13 protein-coding genes are annotated in these 19,077 nt (G+C 74.2%); 1 reads left to right on the top strand and 12 read right to left on the bottom strand.

Annotated elements, in window-relative coordinates; translation table 11 throughout:
• Window positions 1-4 precede the first annotated feature (4 nt).
• From ACZ6I1_RS23220 to ACZ6I1_RS23170, 11 genes are all read right to left on the bottom strand, one after another.
• Window positions 5-2,944, bottom strand: a complete 2,940-nt coding sequence (locus tag ACZ6I1_RS23220; protein ID WP_469290091.1) for a serine/threonine-protein kinase — start codon at window positions 2,942-2,944, stop codon at window positions 5-7.
• A 5-nt stretch (window positions 2,945-2,949) separates the two neighbouring features.
• Entirely contained in the window at window positions 2,950-4,197 is a 1,248-nt protein-coding gene (locus ACZ6I1_RS23215; protein ID WP_469290089.1) for a hypothetical protein, read from the bottom strand.
• 71 nt (window positions 4,198-4,268) lie between these two features.
• Complete coding sequence (locus tag ACZ6I1_RS23210) at window positions 4,269-5,222, bottom strand: glutamate ABC transporter substrate-binding protein (RefSeq protein ID WP_469290087.1); 954 nt, start codon at window positions 5,220-5,222, stop codon at window positions 4,269-4,271.
• Window positions 5,223-5,392: 170 nt separating this feature from the next.
• Window positions 5,393-6,844 carry a hypothetical protein gene (locus tag ACZ6I1_RS23205; protein ID WP_469290040.1) on the bottom strand — a complete coding sequence of 484 codons (1,452 nt, stop codon included), beginning with the start codon at window positions 6,842-6,844 and terminating at the stop codon, window positions 5,393-5,395.
• Between the two features lie 129 nt (window positions 6,845-6,973).
• Window positions 6,974-7,978, bottom strand: coding sequence for an N-acetylglucosamine kinase (locus ACZ6I1_RS23200; protein WP_469290039.1), 1,005 nt, complete (start codon window positions 7,976-7,978; stop codon window positions 6,974-6,976).
• A complete protein-coding gene (locus tag ACZ6I1_RS23195) occupies window positions 7,969-9,243 on the bottom strand; it encodes a 6-phospho-beta-glucosidase (protein WP_469290037.1) in 1,275 nt (424 codons plus the stop codon). Before ACZ6I1_RS23195 ends, ACZ6I1_RS23200 begins: the two co-directional genes overlap by 10 nt.
• 2 nt (window positions 9,244-9,245) lie before the next feature.
• The gene (locus ACZ6I1_RS23190; protein WP_469290035.1) at window positions 9,246-10,088 is read right to left on the bottom strand and encodes a carbohydrate ABC transporter permease; all 843 of its coding nucleotides are present in this window, start codon (window positions 10,086-10,088) and stop codon (window positions 9,246-9,248) included.
• Window positions 10,085-11,029 carry a carbohydrate ABC transporter permease gene (locus ACZ6I1_RS23185; protein ID WP_469290033.1) on the bottom strand — a complete coding sequence of 315 codons (945 nt, stop codon included), beginning with the start codon at window positions 11,027-11,029 and terminating at the stop codon, window positions 10,085-10,087. The genes ACZ6I1_RS23190 and ACZ6I1_RS23185 overlap by 4 nt, the downstream gene beginning before the upstream one ends.
• A gap of 6 nt (window positions 11,030-11,035) precedes the next feature.
• A complete protein-coding gene (locus ACZ6I1_RS23180; protein ID WP_469290031.1) occupies window positions 11,036-12,379 on the bottom strand; it encodes an ABC transporter substrate-binding protein in 1,344 nt (447 codons plus the stop codon).
• A gap of 83 nt (window positions 12,380-12,462) precedes the next feature.
• Entirely contained in the window at window positions 12,463-13,677 is a 1,215-nt protein-coding gene (locus ACZ6I1_RS23175; RefSeq protein WP_469290029.1) for an ROK family transcriptional regulator, read from the bottom strand.
• Between the two features lie 140 nt (window positions 13,678-13,817).
• Complete coding sequence (locus ACZ6I1_RS23170; protein ID WP_469290027.1) at window positions 13,818-14,906, bottom strand: mechanosensitive ion channel family protein; 1,089 nt, start codon at window positions 14,904-14,906, stop codon at window positions 13,818-13,820.
• 261 nt (window positions 14,907-15,167) lie between these two features.
• Here ACZ6I1_RS23170 and ACZ6I1_RS23165 point away from each other — a divergent pair, with 261 nt between their 5' ends.
• Window positions 15,168-15,704 carry an HNH endonuclease gene (locus ACZ6I1_RS23165; protein ID WP_069920306.1) on the top strand — a complete coding sequence of 179 codons (537 nt, stop codon included), beginning with the start codon at window positions 15,168-15,170 and terminating at the stop codon, window positions 15,702-15,704.
• A gap of 296 nt (window positions 15,705-16,000) precedes the next feature.
• Here the strand turns inward: ACZ6I1_RS23165 and ACZ6I1_RS23160 are convergent, their stop codons facing one another.
• Window positions 16,001-18,997 (bottom strand): beta-N-acetylglucosaminidase domain-containing protein, encoded by a 2,997-nt coding sequence (locus ACZ6I1_RS23160; protein ID WP_469290026.1) that lies wholly within the window; start codon window positions 18,995-18,997, stop codon window positions 16,001-16,003.
• Window positions 18,998-19,077 lie beyond the last annotated feature (80 nt).

The raw sequence follows: 19,077 nt of genomic DNA, 5'->3' as shown, positions 1-19,077 counted from the left end.
TCACTCACACCCACGTCCGGGGACGGAAACGGTTTGCCCGCTCCACCAGTTCGATCCTCTCCTCGCCCCGCTGTGCCAGCCGTGCGAGCACGCGGTACGAGCGCTCCAGTCCGAAGCGCAGTCCCCGTTCGTCCAGTTGACTGCCGAGCAGCGAGGCGGTGCCGGGGTCGGAACCCCGGCTACCCGACAGTACCCAGTCGAGGGCCGAGCCCAGAACTTCCGTCGTGAGCCGCTCGTGGCGCTCCGGATCCAGGCCGAACCGCCGCAGCGCCTCCACCTGCCCGGCGGCCGCCGCCAGATCGGCCAGCAGGGGCTCCTGCGGGGACCGGTCGCGCAGACGTGCGCGTACGGCGGCCACCCGGGCGGCGGTGTAGTGGATGGAGGCCTCGGGTACGGACTCCAGCGTGCGCACGGCCCCGGCCCGGTCGCCCGCGGCGAGCTGGACGCGGGCCAGCCCGAAGGCGGCGCTCACGAAGCCGGGGTCGGTGATCCAGACGAGGCGGTAGTACTCGGCGGCGTTGTCCAGCTGGCCCAGGACCTCCGCGCACAGCCCCAGCGCCAGCTTCGGCGCGGGCTCGCCCGGGAAGGCGTCGTAGATCGCGTCGAAGGACAGGGCCGCGATCTCGTCCTGCCCGCAGGCCAGCGAGGCGACGCCGCGGGCCCACACCACCCGCCAGTCGTCGGGGTGCCGCGCCTCCAGCTCCGTCAGGGTGCGGCCGGCCGCGGCCAGTTCGCCGAGCTCGAGCCGGGCCCGCAGCTCCCGCAGCCGCAGCTCGGCCGAATCGGCGGGCGCCGCGCCGAGGGCCCCCAGGAGGTCGCCGGGTGCGGAGGCCAGCAGGCCGGCCAGGAAACCGGCGTTGGGGTCGGCCGGATCCACCAGCGGTACGGGCAGCGCCAGCGCGGTGTCGCGCCGGGCCGCCCCGGCGGGGGACACGGCTGCGATCCCCGCGCTCGTCGCGGGAGCCGACGGCATCGACGGCATCGACGGCATCGAGGGCATCGGCGGGGCCGCCGGGGCAGCGGTCGCGTGCCGGGGCCCCGGCACCGCCGCGCCCGACACGTGCGTGGCACTGGTCCCGATCCCCGCCACGGCCCCCGTGTGCCCCGAGGGGCCGGGGGCCCCGGCTGCCGTCGCCGCCGGCGTGTGGGCTCCTGCGTGCCCGTGCAGCGGGATGCTGCCGGAGGAATGCGGACCGGTACCGGGCGGCTGGGCCCCGGCCGCGAGCGGGGCCGCGAGTGGACCCGCCCCTGCCGGCCCGCCGGTTGCCGCGGGCAGCGGGATGCCGCCCGGCGGGGTGATGCCGCCCGGCGGGGTGGCGGTCCCCGGCGGTGTGGCGGCGCGGCCGCGAAGGCCGAGCAGTCCGCCGCCCCGGCGGGAGGCGAGCGGTCGCAGGCCCAGGCGGGACACGGCCGGGTCTGCCGTGTCCGCGAAGAGCCGGGTGTCCGGGACCCGGGTCTCCGGGCCGAACAGCGTGGACAGCTGCGGCCGCGGCCGGCCCGTCTGGAGGGCGACGACCTCCCGCAGCACGCCCGTCAGCTGGTCCGCCATCTCCTGCGCGGAGGCGAACCGCCGCCCGGGATCCGGATCGGTGGCCCGGACGAGCAGCCGGTAGAAGGACTCGTACCGCCGGAACACCTCGATGTGCTCCGGGTCGGGCAGCGAGTCCGCGAACACATTGGTGTAGCCCTGGAAGTCGAAGGTCAGGACGGCCAGGGTGCGCGCCACCGTGTACAGGTCGGAGGCGACCGAGGGGCCCAGCTCGGCGACTTCCGGGGCCTGGTAGCCCACCGTGCCGTAGATGGCCGACTCCTCGTCGTCCATCCGCCGTACCGCGCCCATGTCGATCAGCTTCAGCTGGTCCTGCTGCTGGATGGCGTTGTCGACCTTGAAGTCGCAGTACAGGAGGTTCCTGCTGTGGAGGTGGCCGAGCGCCTCCAGCGCCTCGATCCCGTACGCGCAGGCCTGCTCCACCGGCAGCGGATCGCGCCGCCCGTCCGGCCGGCGCCGCTCGTTGGCGATCTCCTTCAGGGATTTGCCGCCCACGTACTCCATGACGATGTAGCCGTCCAGCGAACCGGTCCGCTGGTCCAGGTGCTCCACGAAGTTGTAGATCCGCACGATGTTGGAGTGCTCGATCTCCGCGAGGAAGCGCCGCTCCGATATCGCGGCGGCCATCGCGTCCACGTCCCCGGTGTCCAGCAGGCCCTTGAGCACCACCCACCGGTCCGACACCGCCCGGTCCACCGCCAGGTACACCCAGCCGAGCCCGCCGTGCGCGAGACAGCCGGCCACCTCGTACTGGCCGTGCACGACCTCGCCCGCGCGCAGCTTGGGCACGAAGGAGTACGGGTGCCCGCACTTGGTGCAGAACCCTTCCGTCCGCCCGGGCCGGTCACCGCGGGCGCGGCCCACCGGGGCCCCGCAGTCCGCGCGCGAGCAGAACCGCTTGCGCTCCGGAACCTCCGGGTTCTCCAGGACCGCCGCCGAAGGATCCGGACGCGGCACTTCCGGTACGTTGACCAGCCCGGCGCCGAGCCGTCCCCGCCCCGAGGACGAGGGCGCCGATCCCGAACTGCGCACCGACACCGACTGGGTGGACGCGGGGCCCGAAAGGGAGCGCGAGAGCCGCCCGGACACGGAGCGGCGGGACGACGAGGAACGGGATGAGCGCGCCGATGCCGAGGCCCGCGCCGAACCGTGCGAACCGTGCGAGCCCTGCGAGCCCGCCGATCCCCGGGAACCGCCCGACCCGCCCGATCCGCCCGAGCCCAGCGCCGCGCCGCGTGCCGCGCTCGTCATGCCCGTCGGCGCAGACACCAGTTCCTCGGCGCCGGCCGCGACCGCACCGGCCGGCGCCAGCCCGCAGGTGTCGCAGTACAGCTCGCCCGCGCCCATGTCCTCGTACGTCCCCGGGCAGCCGGGCCGCACGCACGCCGTTCCGATCAGGCTCATGCGCCCTCCTTCCCGGGAGCCCCCGTGCCCCGCAACGCCTCGGCCGCGGCCTGCTGGTAGCGCAGGACGGCCTGCTCGGCGGCCCGCAGGTCGCAGGGCGCGCTCCACAGCATCCGCCGGGCCGTGTCGTACCGCTCGATCAGCAGCGGGTCCTCCGCCAGCCCGTGCCGGGCCACCTTCGCCTTGTAGGCGTCGAGCCGCCCGCGCAGCTCGGCCCGCACCGCGAGCGGCGCCGTCACCGCGGTCAACGATTCACGGGCCCGGCGCAGTTCCTCCTCGGCCCGTTCCTCCAGGGACTCCAGCAGCGGGGAGAGCCGGTGCCAGCGCGCGTGGCGGCGGTGCTCGGCCGCCGCCGCGAGCTGCTCCTGCAGCACCGTCGGCGGGCCGCTCACCGCGGGCACCTCCGACGCGGCGATCTTCGCCAGTACCTCGCCGCGCGCCGTCCGCGCCTCCGCCAGGGTCCGGTCGGCCCGCGAGAGCACGTCCCGCAGGCTGATCAGCCGCTGCTCGGCGTCCTGCCGTACGTCCAGGACGGCCTCGACCTCCCGGCGTACGTCCTCCAGCGCGAGCGCGGCCCGGTCGTAGCGCCCGGTGTCCGGGCGGCCGCCGCCGGGCGCGGAACTCCCCGCCGCCGGGACCCAGAACGCCAGCGGATCCGCGATCACCTCGGCCCGCAGCGCCGCAAGCTCGGCGGTGATGGCCTCCAGGTCGTCGCCCGAGGGGTGCTCTCCCGGGCGCACCCCCACGGAGTGGGCCAGCGCGCGGGTGCGGTGCAGCTCGGCGGCGAGCAGGTCGATCCGGGCGGGCAGCGCCGACCACACCGCGTCGGCGGCGACCACCACGTCCAGGGAGCTCGCGTACAGCTCGTTCATCCGGGCCACGAGCTCGGCGAGCGAGAACCGCTCCGCCAGCCCGGCGCCCTCCACGGCGGCCCCCGCGATCAGCACCCCGGGCCCGCGCAGCCGCTCGGTCAGCTCGACCAGGTCGTCGCGGTTCGGCCAGCGCCGCCGCTCGCGGATCTCGCGGGCGGCGGCCAGGGCCCCGCTGTAGGCGTCGAAGTACGTCCACAGCCGGGTGATGTCGGCGTCGGCGGCCGCCCACCGCTCCTTGGTGACCCCGGTCAGCGAGGCGCCCTCCAGCAGCCGGCGCCCGGCGTGGTCCTGGAGGGCCAGCAGCGAGGTCTCGACGGCCTCGTGCTCCGCGCCCAGCCGGGCCAGCGCACGGTCGACCCCGTCCCGGTCCATCACTGCCGACGACCACGACTCCAACGACTGTGCCTCCGCTTCCGTGTCCGACTCCGTGCCCGCCACCGGCCTCACCCGTCCCGGTACTTGGGTGCGGGCGGCGCGGTCACGCCGGGCAGCACGGGTTGCAGGTGCTTCAGGTACGACTTCATCCAGGGGCTCTCATTGCCGCCCGAACGGTACTCCTCCAGCACCTTGTTGACCCGGCGCACCAGGTCGGAGGCGTCCTTGTTCATCGCCACGCCGTAGAACTCGCGGGTGAACGGCGAGCCGACCAGCCGCACCGACGGGTCCTGCGCCGCCTGGCCGGCGGCGAGCGCGTTGTCCGTGACGATGCCGTCCACCTCGCCCAGCTGGAGCCGGACCAGGCAGTCCAGCTGGTTGGGCACGGTGACCGGCACGGAGCCGTACGACTGGACCTTCAGGGTGGCCTCGGCCGTGGAACCCGCGGCGAAGCAGATCCGCTTGTCCTTCAGCGAGGTGTCGTAGCCGGTGATCGCCGAGCCCTTGGGGGCCAGCACCTGCTGCCCGGCCTCGAAGTAGGCCGTCGAGAAGGCGACCTCCTCCAGCCGCTTGCAGTTGATGGTCATGGTCCGCACGACGATGTCGACGCGGCCCTCCTGGAGCGCGGGGATGCGCTGACTGGTCGGAATGGCCCGGTAGATGACCGCGTTCGGGTCGCCCAGGATGTCCTTGGCGATGGCCTTCACCAGGTCGATGTCGAAGCCGTCGAGCCCGCCGCCCTCCTCGGCCTGGTTGCGGTAGCCCCAGCGGAAGCTGTTCTGGTCCACGCCCGCGACGAGCTTGCCCGCCGCCTTGATCCGCGCGATCGCCGCGCCGTCCAGACCGGACGGGCGCAGGCTGGCCTCAGGGTCCTGGCAGGTGTCGGCGGGCGTTGCGGGCGCGGCCGGGGCCGCCGCCATCGACGCGGGCCCGCGGACCGCCGCCGTACCGCCGCCGCCCGGCGTCGCCCGGGCCAGCGGCAGCAGCACGGTCGCGGCGGTCACCGCGCAGGCCACCGCCATCGCGCTCACCCCGCCCCAGCCGCGCAGCCGGCGCGCCGGCCACCGCAGCCGTGACGCCGCACCCGGGCGGTTCGCGCCGCCCTCGCACGCCCCGGCGGCTCCGGAGACCCCGGAAGCCCCGGCGGCCCCGGAATCCCCGGAGGCCCGCATCGCTCGTGTCCGCATCGCTCTCACCTGTACTCCGAAAGCCTGCGCCCGATGCCGAGCAGCGCCGCCGCCGCGCCGATCACGGCGAGGACCGCCGTCCCGGTCAGCAGGCCGCCCAGCGCGCCGAGCCCGTCCCGGGCGGCACGGGTGAACTCCCGCTGCTCGTGGGCGACGGCCTGCTCCAGGGAGGCGTCCACCGTGTCGAACGCGGCTCCGCTGCTGTCCTTGTGGTCCTTGTCCCCGACGACCTGGGCCAGCGCGGCCTCGTAGTCCCCCTTCAAGTCCGCCTCCCGGGCCGCCGTGTGCCGCTGCTTCCACAGTTCCACACCGTCGGCGGCGCGGCTCACGGGCCCCCGGCCGGCCTCGTCGTCCGCCAGCCGCAGCGCCCGCGCCAGCCCGGCGTCCAGCTCCTTCATGTTCGTCGTGAAGTCCACGTCGTACTTGTCGGACTTCGTGTCCGCGGCCAGGACGGCGCCGCGCGCGATCAGTGTCAGGTTCTCCCCGGCCCGCGCCTGGAGGGAGGCGATCCGCGCGTCGTTGAGCACCTTCAGCGACTCCTGCCCCTGCGCGCGGGCCTCGCTCAGCGACGCCCGCGCCACCGTGTGCCCCACGGCCAGCCACAGCAGCACCACCACGGACGCGGCCGTCGCCGCCAGCAGCCCGTGGTTGAAGACCCGGTTCGTCCGCCGGTAGGTGCGCCGCTGCGTCCACACCAGGGCGGCCAGCGCGACCAGGCCCGCGGCGAGCGAGGCCAGCGGCCAGGCCCGGGCGTCGTCGTGGTCCGCGTAGAGCCGGGCCGTCTCCGCCTCGTACAGCCGCTGCGCGGCCGGCAGCAGCTGGGTGGTCATCTGCTCGTTCGCGTACCGGAGATAGGCGCCGCCCAGCGGGAGGCCCTGCCGGTTGGCGGCACGGGCCTGCTCGATCAGGCCGGTGTAGCGCGGCAGCTGCTCGCTGAGCAGGGTGATCTGGGCGCGGGAGTCCTGGCTGCCGCCGGTGTTGGCGGCCGCGCTGACCAGCAGCCGGGAGGCGTGGGCGATGTCCCTTTCGTACCGCAGGCGGACCTCGCGCTCCTCCGTGGCACCCAGCAGAAAGCCGCTGGAGGAGGCCGTGTCGGCGTCCGCGAGGGAGCGGTAGATGCTCGCCGCGTCCGCGCTCAGCGGCTGGCTGCGGCCCACGACGTGCTCCGCGGCGCTGCTCCGGCCGGAAACCTCCCACAGGCCGACCGAGCCGAACAGCACGATCAGGGCGGCCAGTACGGCGCCGATGATCCGCAGCCGGCCGGGCTCGGTGGTGGCCGCGCGGCGCAGCTCCTCCACGCCTTCGGCCCAGGCGGTTCTCCGCCCGGGCGGTGCACCGGGCGCCGCCGGCGCCCCGGCGGGGGGCACGGCGCTGCCGCCCCCGGGCGCGGGCGCGCGTGAAGTGATGGCCACCGTGACCTCCCCCTTGGTCCTTGCTCCGCAGCAGTATGGCCGCATCGACGGCCGGCCACACCACCCGGTGCCGGATCTTGGGAGGTTTGACCCGCGGCCGCCCCCGCCGCCCTTCCCCGTGAATACGTCCGTACGACCGCCACGGTTCCAGACCGGCCGGCCCGCGGGGCCGGTTCACCTGAAATGGGCACGCAGCTTCGCGCGGGCGCCGTCCGGGGACCCGAGGGCGTCCAGCCCCAGCAGTCCGGCCCCCAGCACCGGAGGCGCCGTCACCACCGACACCCGGGCGTGCGGTGCCCGTCCGGCCAGTCCCGCCGCGATCCGGTCGCCCAGCTGCGGATGCCGGGCGGCCAGCACGCTGCCGCCGAGCACCACCGGAACCTCCTGGCCGAGCAGGTCCAGGCGGGCCAGCGCCACCGCCGCCATGGCCACGACCTCGTCCGCCTGCCGGTGCACCAGCGACACGGCCACCGGGTCCCCGGCGGCCGCGACCTCGAACAGCAGCGGGACCAGCTCGTGCCGCCGCCCGCCCGGGATCCGGCCCAGGTGCAGCGACTCGATCAGCGCGTACATGGAGTCCTGTCCGAAGTGCGCCGGCAGCACCCGGGCCAGCTCGGTCGGCCCGCCCCGGCCGTCCTCGGCCCGGGCCGCCCACCACAGGGCCTCCTCGGCCAGTCCGCCCCCGCCGCCCCAGTCGCCGGAGATCCGGCCGACCGCCGGGAAGCGCGCCGTCCGCCCGTCCGGGGCCATCCCGACGCAGTTGATGCCCGCCCCGCACACCACCGCGACGCCGCACGGCTCGGCGTCCGCCGGCAGTCCGGCGCGCAGCAGCGCGAAGGTGTCGTTGTGCACCGCCGTGGAGCGGCCCCAGTTCCTGCCCCGGATCTCGGACGCCAGGGCCCGCTCCTCCACCGGGAAATCGGCGTTGGCCAGGCAGGCCGACACGTGCTCGGCGCAGGGTCCGTCCGTCGCGCGGGGGTCCAGTCCCGCGTCGGCCATCGCCTCCGCCAGCACGTCGACGGCCGCGGCGACTCCCGTACGGAACGGCTGGAAGCCCCCGGCCTGACCGGAGCGCAGCACCGAGCCGTCCGGTCCCAGGAGCGCCACGTCCGTCTTGCTGTTGCCCGCGTCGACGGCCAGCACCGCCGCGGGCCGGGGCCGTGGCCGGCTCACGCCCATGCCAGGTGCTCCTTGTTGTGCGCGAGGAGCCGGTCCGTCAGCCCCGCGGCACGGTCGAACTGACCCACCAGGGGGTGGGCCAGCAGCGCCCGGAAGACGCGCTCGCGGCCACCGCGCAGCGCCGCGTCCAGCGCGAGGTCCTCGTACGCCGTCACGTGCGAGATCAGCCCGGCGTAGAGCGGGTCGAGGGCCGGTACGGCGAGCGGCCGCGGCCCCGCGCCGTCGACCCGTGCCTGCACCTCGACGACCGCGTCGTCCGGCAGGAAGGGCAGCGTGCCGCGGTTGAGGGTGTTGACCACCTGGACGGCCGGTCCGCCGCCGCTGCCGTCGCCCAGCAGCGAGGCCGCCAGGTCGACGGCCGCCTCCGAGTAGAAGGCCCCGCCGCGCCGGGCGAGCAGCGCGGGCTTCTCGTCCAGCGCGGGGTCCCCGTACAGGGCGAGCAGTTCCCGCTCCATCGCGGCGACCTCGGCCGCCCGCGAGGGCTTGGCCGCCAGCTCGCGCACGACCTCGTCGTGCGCGTAGAAGTACCGCAGGTAGTAGGACGGTACGACGCCCAGCCGGTCCAGGACGGCACGCGGCAGGTGGAGGTCCCCGGCGACGGCCTCCCCGTGCTCGGCGAGCAGCCGCGGCAGCAGGTCCTCGCCCTCCGGGCCGCCGCGGCGCACCCCCAGTTCCCAGGTGAGGTGGTTGAGCCCCACGTGGTCCAGGTGGATGTCGGCCGGTGCCAGGTCCAGCAGGGCCGCGAACTTCCGCTGGAAGCCGATCGCGACGTTGCACAGCCCGACGGCCTTGTGGCCGGCCTGGAGCAGGGCCCTGGTGACGATGCCGACCGGGTTGGTGAAGTCGATGATCCAGGCGTCCGGGCTGGCCCGCCGGACCCGCTCGGCGATGTCGAGGACCACCGGGACGGTGCGCAGTGCCTTGGCGAGCCCGCCGGCGCCCGTGGTCTCCTGCCCGACGCAGCCGCACTCCAGCGGCCAGGTCTCGTCCTGGAGCCGGGCGGCCTGGCCGCCGATGCGCAGCTGGAGGAGGACGGCGTCGGCGCCCGCCACCCCGGCGTCGAGGTCGGAGGTGGTGGTGATCAGCCCCGGGTGCCCCTGCCGGGCGAAGATGCGCCGGGCCAGGCCGCCGATCAGCTCCAGCCGTTCGGTGGCGGGGTCGACCAGCACCAGCTCGGTGACGGGCAGGGTGTCGCGCAGCCGCGCGAAGCCGTCGATCAGCTCGGGGGTGTAGGTGGAACCGCCGCCCACCACTGCGAGTTTCATGCCTAGCCTTTCACTCCGGTCAGGGTGACTCCCTCGACGAACGCCTTCTGGGCGAAGAAGAAGAGGACGATCACCGGGGCCATGACCATCACGGTCGCGGCCATGGTCAGGTTCCAGTTCGTGTGGTGCGCTCCCTTGAAGGACTCCAGCCCGTAACTGAGGGTCCACGCGGCCGGATTGTCGGAGGCGTAGATCTGCGGGCCGAAGTAGTCGTTCCACAGGGAGAAGAACGAGAACAGGGCGACCGCGGCGATGCCCGGCTTCGCCATCGGCAGCACGACCCGCAGCAGGGCGCGCAGCTCGCCGCAGCCGTCGACGCGGGCCGCGTCCAGGTACTCGTCGGGGATGGTCAGCAGGAACTGCCGGAGGAGGAAGACGGAGAAGGCGTCGCCGAAGGCCAGCGGGATGATCAGCGGCCACAGGGTGCCCGAGAGGTCGAGCTGCTGGGCCCAGAAGAGGTACATCGGGATGATCACGACCTGGGGCGGCAGCATCATCATGGCGATGACCAGCAGCAGTGAGATCCGCCGGCCGCGGAAGCGGAACGTGGCGAGCGCGTAGGCCACCGGGATCGAGGACGCCACGGTCAGCAGCGTGCCCACACCGGCGTACAGCAGGGTGTTGCGCCACCAGGTCAGGAAGCCGGGGGTGTCCCACACCTTCGTGTAGTTCTCCCAGACCCAGGTGTCGGGCACCAGGTCGCGGGTGAGCGCCTGCTGATCGGTCATCAGCGAGGTCAGGAACACGAAGACGAAGGGCAGGACGAAGAACAGGGCGGCGGCGATCGCGAGCGAGTGCACGGCGACCCACTGGAGCACGGCGGCGCGCCGGTGCGCGGGCGTCATCGGTCCCCCCCTCCGATCAGGCCGCCGCGGCGGCGCATCAACAGGGCCGTGAAGGCCATGCAGAGGGTGAACAGGACGAGGGCGAGCACACAGGCGGCGCCGTAGTCGAAGCGCTGGAAGCCGACGTTGTAGACGATCTGCGGCAAGGTGAGCGTGGACTTGTCGGGGTAGCCCGGCTCGAACTGCTGGCCGGAGCCGCCGATCACGCCGGCCGCCACCTTCCCCGCGACCAGGGGCTGGGTGTAGTACTGCATCGCCTGGATCACGCCGGTCACCACGGCGAACAGGATGATCGGCGAGATGTTCGGCAGGGTGATGTGGCGCAGCCGCTGCCAGGCCCCGGCGCCGTCCAGCTCGGCCGCCTCGTACTGCTCCTTCGGTACGTCGAGCAGCGCGGCCATGAAGATCACCATCAGGTCGCCGACTCCCCACACCGCGAGCACCGTCAGCGCGGGCTTGGACCAGTCGGCGTCGGTGAACCAGCCGGGCTGCGGCAGGCCCATCCCGTCCAGCAGGGTGTCGACCGGGCCGGTGCCGGGGTTCAGCAGGAAGACGAACGACAGGGTGGCGGCCACCGGCGGGGCCAGGTAGGGCAGGTAGAAAAGGGTGCGGAAGACCCCGGTCCCCGTCTTGACCTTGGTGATGAGCATGCCGATGCCGAGCCCGAAGACGACCCGGCAGGCCACCATCACCACCACCAGCCACAGCGTGTTCCGCATCGCCGGCCAGAACAGCGGGTACTGGGTGAACACGTACGTCCAGTTGTCCAGGCCGTTGAAGACGGGCGGCCGGAAGCCGTCGTACTTCGTGAAGGAGAAGTAGACGGTGGACAGCAGCGGGTAGGCGAAGAAGACCGCGAAGCCGATCAGCCAGGGCGACATGAAGGCCGCCGTGCGCAGTGCCGTTTTCCTGCGCTTCGCACGCAGGGTGTGCGTGGTCATCGGGGGCTACTTCGCCTTCGCGATGTCCGTGTCGATCTGCGCGTCCGTCGCGGCGAGGGCGCCGGGCAGGTCGCCGACCGCGCCCTTCTCGTGCTGGTAGGCCAGGTCGGTGAAGGTCAGCTGGTAGGTGCCGCCGTCCGCCTGCGGCGGGGTGGTGTTCGACTTCGGGTGCCGGGCGATGTCGATGAAGGTCTTGAAGTTCTCGTCCACCCGGAGGTTCGGCGAGGCCAGCGCCTCGAGGGTGGAGGGCACGTTGTGGATGCCGTTGGCGAAGGCCACCACCGCCTCGGTGTCGGTGGTCATGTACTTCACCAGTTCCCAGGACGCGTTCTGCTTCCTGCTGCCCGCGGCGATGCCCATGATCGTGCCGGAGACGTAGCCCTTGCCGTAGTCGGCGAGCTGGTCGTCGGGGACGGGGAGCGGCGCGGTCCCGATCCCGAAGGTCACGCCCGCCTCCTTGGCCATGTTCGGCCGCCACTCGCCGTCCAGCTGCATGGCGACCTGGCCCTTGTGGAAGGGGTGCTCGGCGCCCCACTCGTCACCGAAGGAGGCCCGGAACCGCTCCAGCCTCTCGTACCCGCCGAGCTTCTCGACCAGGTCCTTCTGGGCGGTCAGCATCTTCGTGAAGGCGGGGTCCTTGGCCAGGTTGGACTTGCCGTCGGGGGTGAAGTACGTCGCCCCCCACTGGGCGGCCAGGCGCATGGGGGTGGTCTCGTAGCCGTGGAAGGTGGGCATGATGCCGACCTGCTCGTACGAGTCGCCCTTGGTCTTGGTGAGTTTCCGGGCGACCTCGACGAACTCGCTCCAGGTCCTGGGCGGGGCGGTGATGCCGGCCGCCGCGAAGGCGTCCTTGTTGTAGACCAGGCCGTAGGCGTCGTTCAGCAGTGGCAGCGTGCACTGGTTGCCGTTGTACGCGGTGTAGTTCAGCAGGGACTGCGGGAAGACCTTCGCCTTGTCGATCTTCGATTTCTCGAGGAAGGGGTTGAGGTCGGCGAACGCGCCCGAGTTGCAGAACTTGCCCACGCTGTCGGTGGTGAAGGAGGACACCACGTCCGGCGCCTTGTCGCCGCCCGCCCGCAGCGCCTGGTTGATCTTGTCGTCGGTCATGTTGCCGGTGACCTTGACCTTGATGTTCGGGTGCGCCGCCTCGAACCGCCCGATGTTCTCCTCGATGGCCTTGACCTCGCTGGGCGCGGACCAGCCGTGCCAGAAGGTGATGGTGACGTCCTGGGCGGGATCGTCGGCCGCCGCCTGCCCGGTGGATCCGGTACACGCGGTGGCGAGCAGGGATATGGCCGTGAGGGCGGCGGCGGTGGCGGCTGCGGTGGTCAGGCGGGCGGTTCCGGGCATGGCGATGTCACTCTCTGCGCGGGGGACTTCCTGGGAGGTGTGCAGCAGGGGCGATCGGTGGAACGGCTTCGGGGTGGGGCGGTTCAGCGGGAGGTGTCGAAGACCTCGTCACGGGTGGCGGCCAGCGCGCTCTCCAGCGCGCCGCGCAGCACCGGACGCTCCGGTACCCCGCCGGAGACCAGCCGGGGCCGGGAGGGGGCCAGTTCGGCGAGCTCGGCCTCCAGCAGGCCGCGCAGCGGGTCGCCGCCCGCGGCGATCACGGCTCCGGAGAGCACCACGATCTCCGGGTCGAGTACGGCGACCAGCGAGGCGAGACCGGTGGCCAGCAGGGTGGCGTACGACTGGAGGAAGCGCAGGTTCGCCCCCTCGGGCGCGGCCGCGGCCTGCCCGATCAGGGCGACGGCGGCGGCCACCTCCGCACTGTGCGCGTGCTCGTGGGCCGGCGGGGGCGCCTCGACGCCCAGCTCCGCGGCGAGCCCGGGGACCACCTGGGCGCCGGCCAGCTCCTGGTAGCCGCCGGTGTTGGCGCGGGTGACCTGCCGGACCAGGGGGTGTCCCGGCACGGGCAGGAAGCCCACCTCGCCCGCGCCGCCGGTCCAGCCGCGGTGCAGCCGGCCGCCGAGGACCAGGGCGGCGCCGAGGCCCTCCTCGTTCCACAGCAGGACGAAGTCGTCGTGGCCGCGGGCCGCGCCGAGGCGCTGTTCGGCGACGGCGGCGAGGTTGACGTCGTTCTCGTACTCGACCGGCATGGGCAGGGCCGCCGCGAGTTCCTCGAGGAGCGTGGGGGAGTGCCATCCCGGGAGGTGGCTGGCGTAGCGCAGCCGGCCGGTCTGCGGGTCGAAGGCGCCCGGCGTGGCGATGACCACCCGGTGCAGGTCGGAGCGGTGCAGTCCGGCGGCCTTGACGGCTCCGCCGAGGGCTTCGGTGACCTGCTCGATGGCGTCCTTGTCCGCGGAGTACGGGACCTCGTGGGTGCCGGTCACGGTGCCGGCGAGGTCGGCGACGGCCGCCAGCACCCGGCCCGGGGTGACGTCGAGGCCGCCGACGTACGCGGCCCGCGGGTTGACCTCGTACAGCTGGGCGTTGGGGCCGGGCCGGCCGCCGTCGGTGCCGGTGGCCAGGACGAGCCCGGCGGCCTCCAGACGGGCCAGGAGCTGGGAGGCGGTGGGCTTGGACAGCCCCGTCAGATGCCCGATCCGGGTCCGGGACAGCGGTCCGTGGGTCAGGAGCAGCTCGAGCGCGGCCCGGTCGTTCATGGCGCGCAGCAGGCTGGGTGTTCCGGGCGTGGCGGCGGGCATGATGCTGACTCTCTCTCCCTCACCGGAGTGAACTGTTAGGGAAGTTTCCTATCACCGTTCGGGCTGTGTCAATGCCGCTGCCCCGCAGGCTGCGTCATGGGACGAAGACCTGCGGGGCAGCGGCACGGGCGGGACGGGGGCTACTTGGTGATGCGGGGGCCTCCGCCGACGGCCGGCGGCGGGATGGGCGCGGCGGCCAGGGACTGCGGGGAGGCCGGGTTGGACAGCGCGGACGGCGCGGCGACCGCGGCGGCCGGGTCCGGCGCCGCCTCCTCTTCCCCGTCCGCCGGCAGGCCGCCGATGATGCGGATGCCGGCGGCGTCGAAGGCCTCCTTGATCCGCCAGCGCAGCTCGCGCTCCACCGCGAACTGCTTGCCGGGCATCGTCTTCGCCGACACCTTCACCGTCATCGAGGCCAGCAGCACCTCATCGAGACCCAGCACCTCCACCGGGCCCCACAGGTGTTCGTTCCACGGGGACTCCTTCGCCAGGGTGTCGGCGACCTCCTGGACCACCTCGCGGATCCGGGGCAGGCTCTCCGACGGCTTGACCTGGACGTCCACGGTCGCGGTGGCCCAGCCCTGGCTGAGGTTGCCGATCCGCTTGATCTCGCCGTTGCGCACGTACCAGATCTCGCCGTTGTCCCCGCGCAGCTTGGTCACCCGCAGGCCCACCTCTATGACCTCGCCCGAGGCCACCCCGGCGTCGATCTTGTCCCCGACGCCGTACTGGTCCTCCATGATCATGAACACGCCGGACAGGAAGTCCGTCACCAGGTTCCGGGCGCCGAAACCGATCGCCACACCGGCCACACCGGCACTCGCCAGCAGCGGCGCCAGGTCGATCTTCAGCGCCGCCAGCACCATCAGCGCGGCCGTGCCGAGGATCAGGAACGAGGCCACCGAGCGGAGCACCGAGCCGATCGCCTCCGAACGCTGGCGGCGCCGCTCGGCGTTGACCAGCAGCCCGCCCAGCGCGGTTCCTTCGACCGCCTCCGCACTGGTGTTCATCCGGTTTATCAGCTTGGTCAGCGCCTTGCGGACCACCGAGCGCAGGGCCGCGGCGATGACGACGATCAGCAGAATGCGCAGACCGATGCTCAGCCAGGTGGCCCAGTTCTGCTCGATGAAGCTCGCGGCCTCGGTGACGCTCTCGTGCGTCTCCTTGAGGGTCGTGGACGCGTCCGGTGTGTTGGATGCCAGGGGCAGCAGGGCGGCAGGCCAGGGCACGGCGGAAAACCTCCAGATGTAGCGGTCTGCCCGCGGAGGGGATATGCGGACAGACCAACCACACTAACGGGGCATTACCTTCACCCCGACGCAGTGTTCGAGGGAGAGACCAGGCTCACCTGGGGATGACGTGGGTGTGGTTGAAAACACCTCGGACCCGTTACGGGCGCGTGGTGGCGCTTCGACCAGCCATAAGGAGAGACTGGAGAGCAGATCGTCCCGGCGCGAGCCACGCGCCGCCGGCGTACAAGGAGGCAGTCCGTGCCGCACGTCCTGGTCCTCAACGCGTCGTACGAGCCCCTCGGCGTCGTACCGCTCCGCCGCGCGCTCGTCCTCGTCCTGGAGAACAAAGCGGTCTCCCTGGAGGAATCCGGCGCCTATCTGCACAGCGCGACCAGAGTCGTCCCCGCTCCCAGCGTGGTCCGGCTCAAGCGCTTCGTACGGGTCCCCTACCGGGGGCCCGTTCCGCTCACCCGGCGCGCCCTGTTCGCGCGGGACGGCGGCCGCTGCATGTACTGCGGTGCCGTCGCCACCAGCGTCGACCACGTCATCCCGCGCAGCCGGGGCGGCCAGCACGTGTGGGACAACGTCGTCGCCGCGTGCCGCCGGTGCAACCACGTCAAGGCCGACCGGCACCTGGTCGACCTCGGCTGGCGCCTGCGCCACCAGCCGGCTCCGCCCTCCGGGCTGGCCTGGCGCATTATCGGGACGGGGCACCGGGATCCGCGGTGGATGCCGTACCTCCAGCCGTACGGGGCCGAGGATGCGCTGGAGCGCATCGGGGTCGCGGCGTCGTAGCCTCCGGCCGGGCCGGGCCGGGCCGGGCCGGGCCAGGGCCGGCTCGGCCTCAGCCTCCGCCGGGCCGCGCCCGTCCCCGCGGCCCGGGCGCCGGGGCCGGCCGGTGCGGCGCCGTTGCTGGGGCTCCGCCCCAGACCCCGCGCCTCAAACGCCGGCGAGGCTGGATTTCGGCTGATGCCGCCTGCCCTGTGCGGCCGCACCATCCAGCCCCGCCTGGGGCCCCTCCCAGCGGTAGCTGGGGGAGCTTGAGGCGCGGGGTCTGGGGCGGAGCCCCAGCAGCGAGGCTGGGGGCGGGGCTACGGCGTGACCGCGTAGGCCTCCGCCGACCAGAGGGAGCAGCCGTAGCGGGTCGCCCGGCGTTCGCACGTGACGCGGACGAAGCGGGTGTCCGGGCCGGCGTCCAGCCGGACGGTTTCCGCGCCGCCCCGGGAGGCCGGCACGGTGGCGGCCCGGTGCCAGGTCGCCCCGTCCGCCGAGGTTTCCACCCGGTACGCCGACGGGTACGCGTCCTGCCAGTGCAGCTCCAGCCGGCCCACGCGGGCCGGCGACGGGAGTTCCGCCTGCCACCACGCGCCGTCCACCGCCGGTGAGGACCAGCGGGTCGAAGGGGAGCCGTCCACCGCGGCCGCGGCGGGGAAGCCCGGGGTCTCGTCGGCGGAGGAGCTCGGCCGCGCCGCCCGCAGCAGGTCCGGCCCTCCGGTGCGCGGCACCGCCCGCACCGTCAGCGTCCGGGACTCCCCCTCGAAGACCAGCGGCACCTGGTAGGTGCCCGGCGCGACGGCCGCACCGACCACGACCTCGAACGGGATCGACGCCCGGCCGCCGCGCGGGACCACCGCCGCCGCCGGCAGGCGGACCTCGATGCCCTGCGGCGGCTGCGCCGACAGCGGACCGCGGACCTCGCCGGAGCCCACGGCGGTCAGCTCCGCCGAGACCCGCCGCGGCGCGCCGCCGATCTCGGCGTCGGCCAGGCCCCCGTCCGCCAGTTCGAAACGGGCCCGGGGGCCGTCCGCCGGCCACGGGACCACCCCGTGCACGGCGGGCGCCGCCCCGGCCCCCGCCCAGGACAGCCGCACCGCGTCGGCGCGCAGCCCCGCCGTGTCCACCTGGGTCCAGCCCGACGGCGCGGCCTCGCCGACCTTCCGCCAGCCCTCGCCCGGAACATGGGCCTCCACCGCCGCGCCCCGGACCCCCGGCGGCAGCGGTTCCGTCATCACCGTCACGGCGGCCACCGGGCGCTCCGCGTCCAGCCGTACCGTCCAGGCCTGCGCGTCCTTCGTCACCTCGCCCGTCGGACGGGCGGCGCCGGTCCAGGCGTCCGCCTCCTCCACCGCCTTCGCCAGGAAGGGCTGCATGACCGCCTGGTCCACCCGGGCCGTGCCCTCCTCGGCCAGCGCCCGCCGGGCGCGCGTCAGCGCCTGCGCGGCCTGCCAGGCGGCCGCCCCGTCCCCGCGGGCCTGCGCCCGCAGCACGTCGACCGCCAGCTCGCCCGCCGCCCCGTAGCGCGACAGCCGCTCCAGCCACGGCCCCGCCTCGCCCGCCAGGGCCGGAAGCCGGCCGGGCGCCTCGCGCAGCACGGTGAACGCCTTGCGCAGCTCGGTCCCGGCCGCCGGGTCGCCCGCCGCGCGGGCCTTCCAGAACTGCTCGACCAGCGGCGCCAGGTACGCGGACTCCTCCTGCTTCAAACCCGACGCGGCGCTGTTCCCGGCCAGCGCCGCGACCGCCTCGCGGGCGCGTGCGTCCGGGCCCGCCAGCTCCCGCACCGCCGCCGCCCAGGATTCTCCGGGCCGGTAGCCGCGCGGGTTCCAGGCGAAGTCCGCCGCCGTGAACAGCGGGATGCGCGACAGGGTGCCCTGCGGCATGGCGTTGGCCAGCAGGGCCGCCGAGCCGCCCGCGACCGCAGGTTCGCGTCCCGTGTACGGCCCGAGGAAGATCCGGCCCGGATCCCAGTCGTTGACCGGGTAGTTGTCCATGAGGACCAGCGGGTGGCCCATCGCCGCGCGCGCCCCGGCCAGCTCCTTGCCGGAGATCGTGCGCGGCACCACCCCCACGCCCGTCCAGGCCACCTCCACCCGCGGGTCCAGCGCGGCCGCCAGGGCCGTCCGGTAGGCGGTGGCGCCCTCCTGGTAGAACTCCGTCGGCAGCAGCGACAGCGGCGCCGCATCCGGATACCGCGCGGCCAGGTGGGCCGCGAGCTCGCCCGCGACCTCGGCGTGCGCCCGCGCGGCCGCCTTCGGGCCCTTGCCGAACCGCTCCCGGTCCTCCTCGCAGCCCCACTCGCTGTAACTGACGTCCTGGAACTGCACCTGGAAGGCGCGGAAGCCCAGCTCCGCCATCGCGTCCAGCTTGCGCGCGAGCGCGGCCCGGTCGGCCGCCGAGGACAGGCACATCGACTGGCCGGGCGTCACCGCCCAGCCCAGCACGACCCGGTTGGCGCGGGCCCGTTCGGCCAGCGCCCGGAACTCCTCCCGCTGCTCGCGCGGGTACTCCTGGCGCCAGGCCGTCGTGCGGTACGGGTCGTCGCCGGGTGCCAGCAGCAGCCGGTTCTGCTTGGTGCGGGCCATGAAGTCCAGCTGGGCCAGCCGCTGTTCCTGGGTCCAGGGCTGCCCGTAGAACGCCTCCGCGATGCCCCGTACGGGCGCGGCCGGCCAGTCCCGCACCAGCACGCCGGGCACCTTGCCCCCGCCCCCGGCGAGGACCGCGCGCAGCGTCTGCGCCGCGTGGAACAGCCCCTCCTCTCCCACGCCGGCCAGGGCGACGGTGTCCCGGCCGGCGGGCCGCCCCACGGCCAGCCGGTAGCCCCCGTCCGGCAGGTCACCGGCTTCGGCCGCGCCCAGCGCCCTCAGCGCCTCCTGCGCGTCCGGCCCCTGGAGCCGTACGACGGTGCCCCGTTCGGGCAGCCGCTGCCCGGGGGCCCGCTCGTGCAGGGTCCGTACGCCTGCCGCGCGCACGGCGTCCCGGACCACCCGGACCGCGTGCGGATCGGCGTCGGACGGTGCCACCAGCACGGCCTCCGCGCCCAGGGACACCGCGCGCGCCGGGTCGGCGGCCATCGACTGCGGCCGGGGCCAGACAGCCGGGCCCTCGGCGGGGCCGCGCACGGCGTCGGCCCGGGGGTCGAGCACGGGCCCGGCGGCTCCGGCCGCCGGATCCACGGCCGGGGTGCCCGGTACGGCGGGCACGGAGGACGCCGCGGAGCCCCCGCGCGGCGCGGCCGCGACGGCCCCGCCGAGCAGCGATCCGATCACCGCGACGGCGGCGGCCGTCGCCCGCTTCCTGCCCCTGAGCTGCACAGAGCCTCCTCGTCCCGAGACGTCCCCCGCTCGCACGAACGATCCCGAGCCCACCACCCGTGCGGCCGGAGTGTCAACGT

The organism is Streptomyces sp. NPDC046303 (assembly GCF_055588085.1).
Note: the sequence above shows the minus strand (reverse complement) of the source record. Positions and strands in the feature narration are given on the sequence as shown.

Bases quoted from the DNA above. Each gene is read 5' to 3' on its own strand.
- ACZ6I1_RS23215 (WP_469290089.1), bottom strand. From the start codon at position 4,197: ATGGACCGGGACGGGGTCGACCGTGCGCTGGCCCGGCTGGGCGCGGAG.
- ACZ6I1_RS23210 (WP_469290087.1), bottom strand. From the start codon at position 5,222: ATGGCGGTGGCCTGCGCGGTGACCGCCGCGACCGTGCTGCTGCCGCTG.
- ACZ6I1_RS23205 (WP_469290040.1), bottom strand. From the start codon at position 6,844: ATGCGGCCATACTGCTGCGGAGCAAGGACCAAGGGGGAGGTCACGGTG.
- ACZ6I1_RS23200 (WP_469290039.1), bottom strand. From the start codon at position 7,978: ATGGGCGTGAGCCGGCCACGGCCCCGGCCCGCGGCGGTGCTGGCCGTC.
- ACZ6I1_RS23195 (WP_469290037.1), bottom strand. From the start codon at position 9,243: ATGAAACTCGCAGTGGTGGGCGGCGGTTCCACCTACACCCCCGAGCTG.
- ACZ6I1_RS23190 (WP_469290035.1), bottom strand. From the start codon at position 10,088: ATGACGCCCGCGCACCGGCGCGCCGCCGTGCTCCAGTGGGTCGCCGTG.
- ACZ6I1_RS23185 (WP_469290033.1), bottom strand. From the start codon at position 11,029: ATGACCACGCACACCCTGCGTGCGAAGCGCAGGAAAACGGCACTGCGC.
- ACZ6I1_RS23180 (WP_469290031.1), bottom strand. From the start codon at position 12,379: ATGCCCGGAACCGCCCGCCTGACCACCGCAGCCGCCACCGCCGCCGCC.
- ACZ6I1_RS23175 (WP_469290029.1), bottom strand. From the start codon at position 13,677: ATGCCCGCCGCCACGCCCGGAACACCCAGCCTGCTGCGCGCCATGAAC.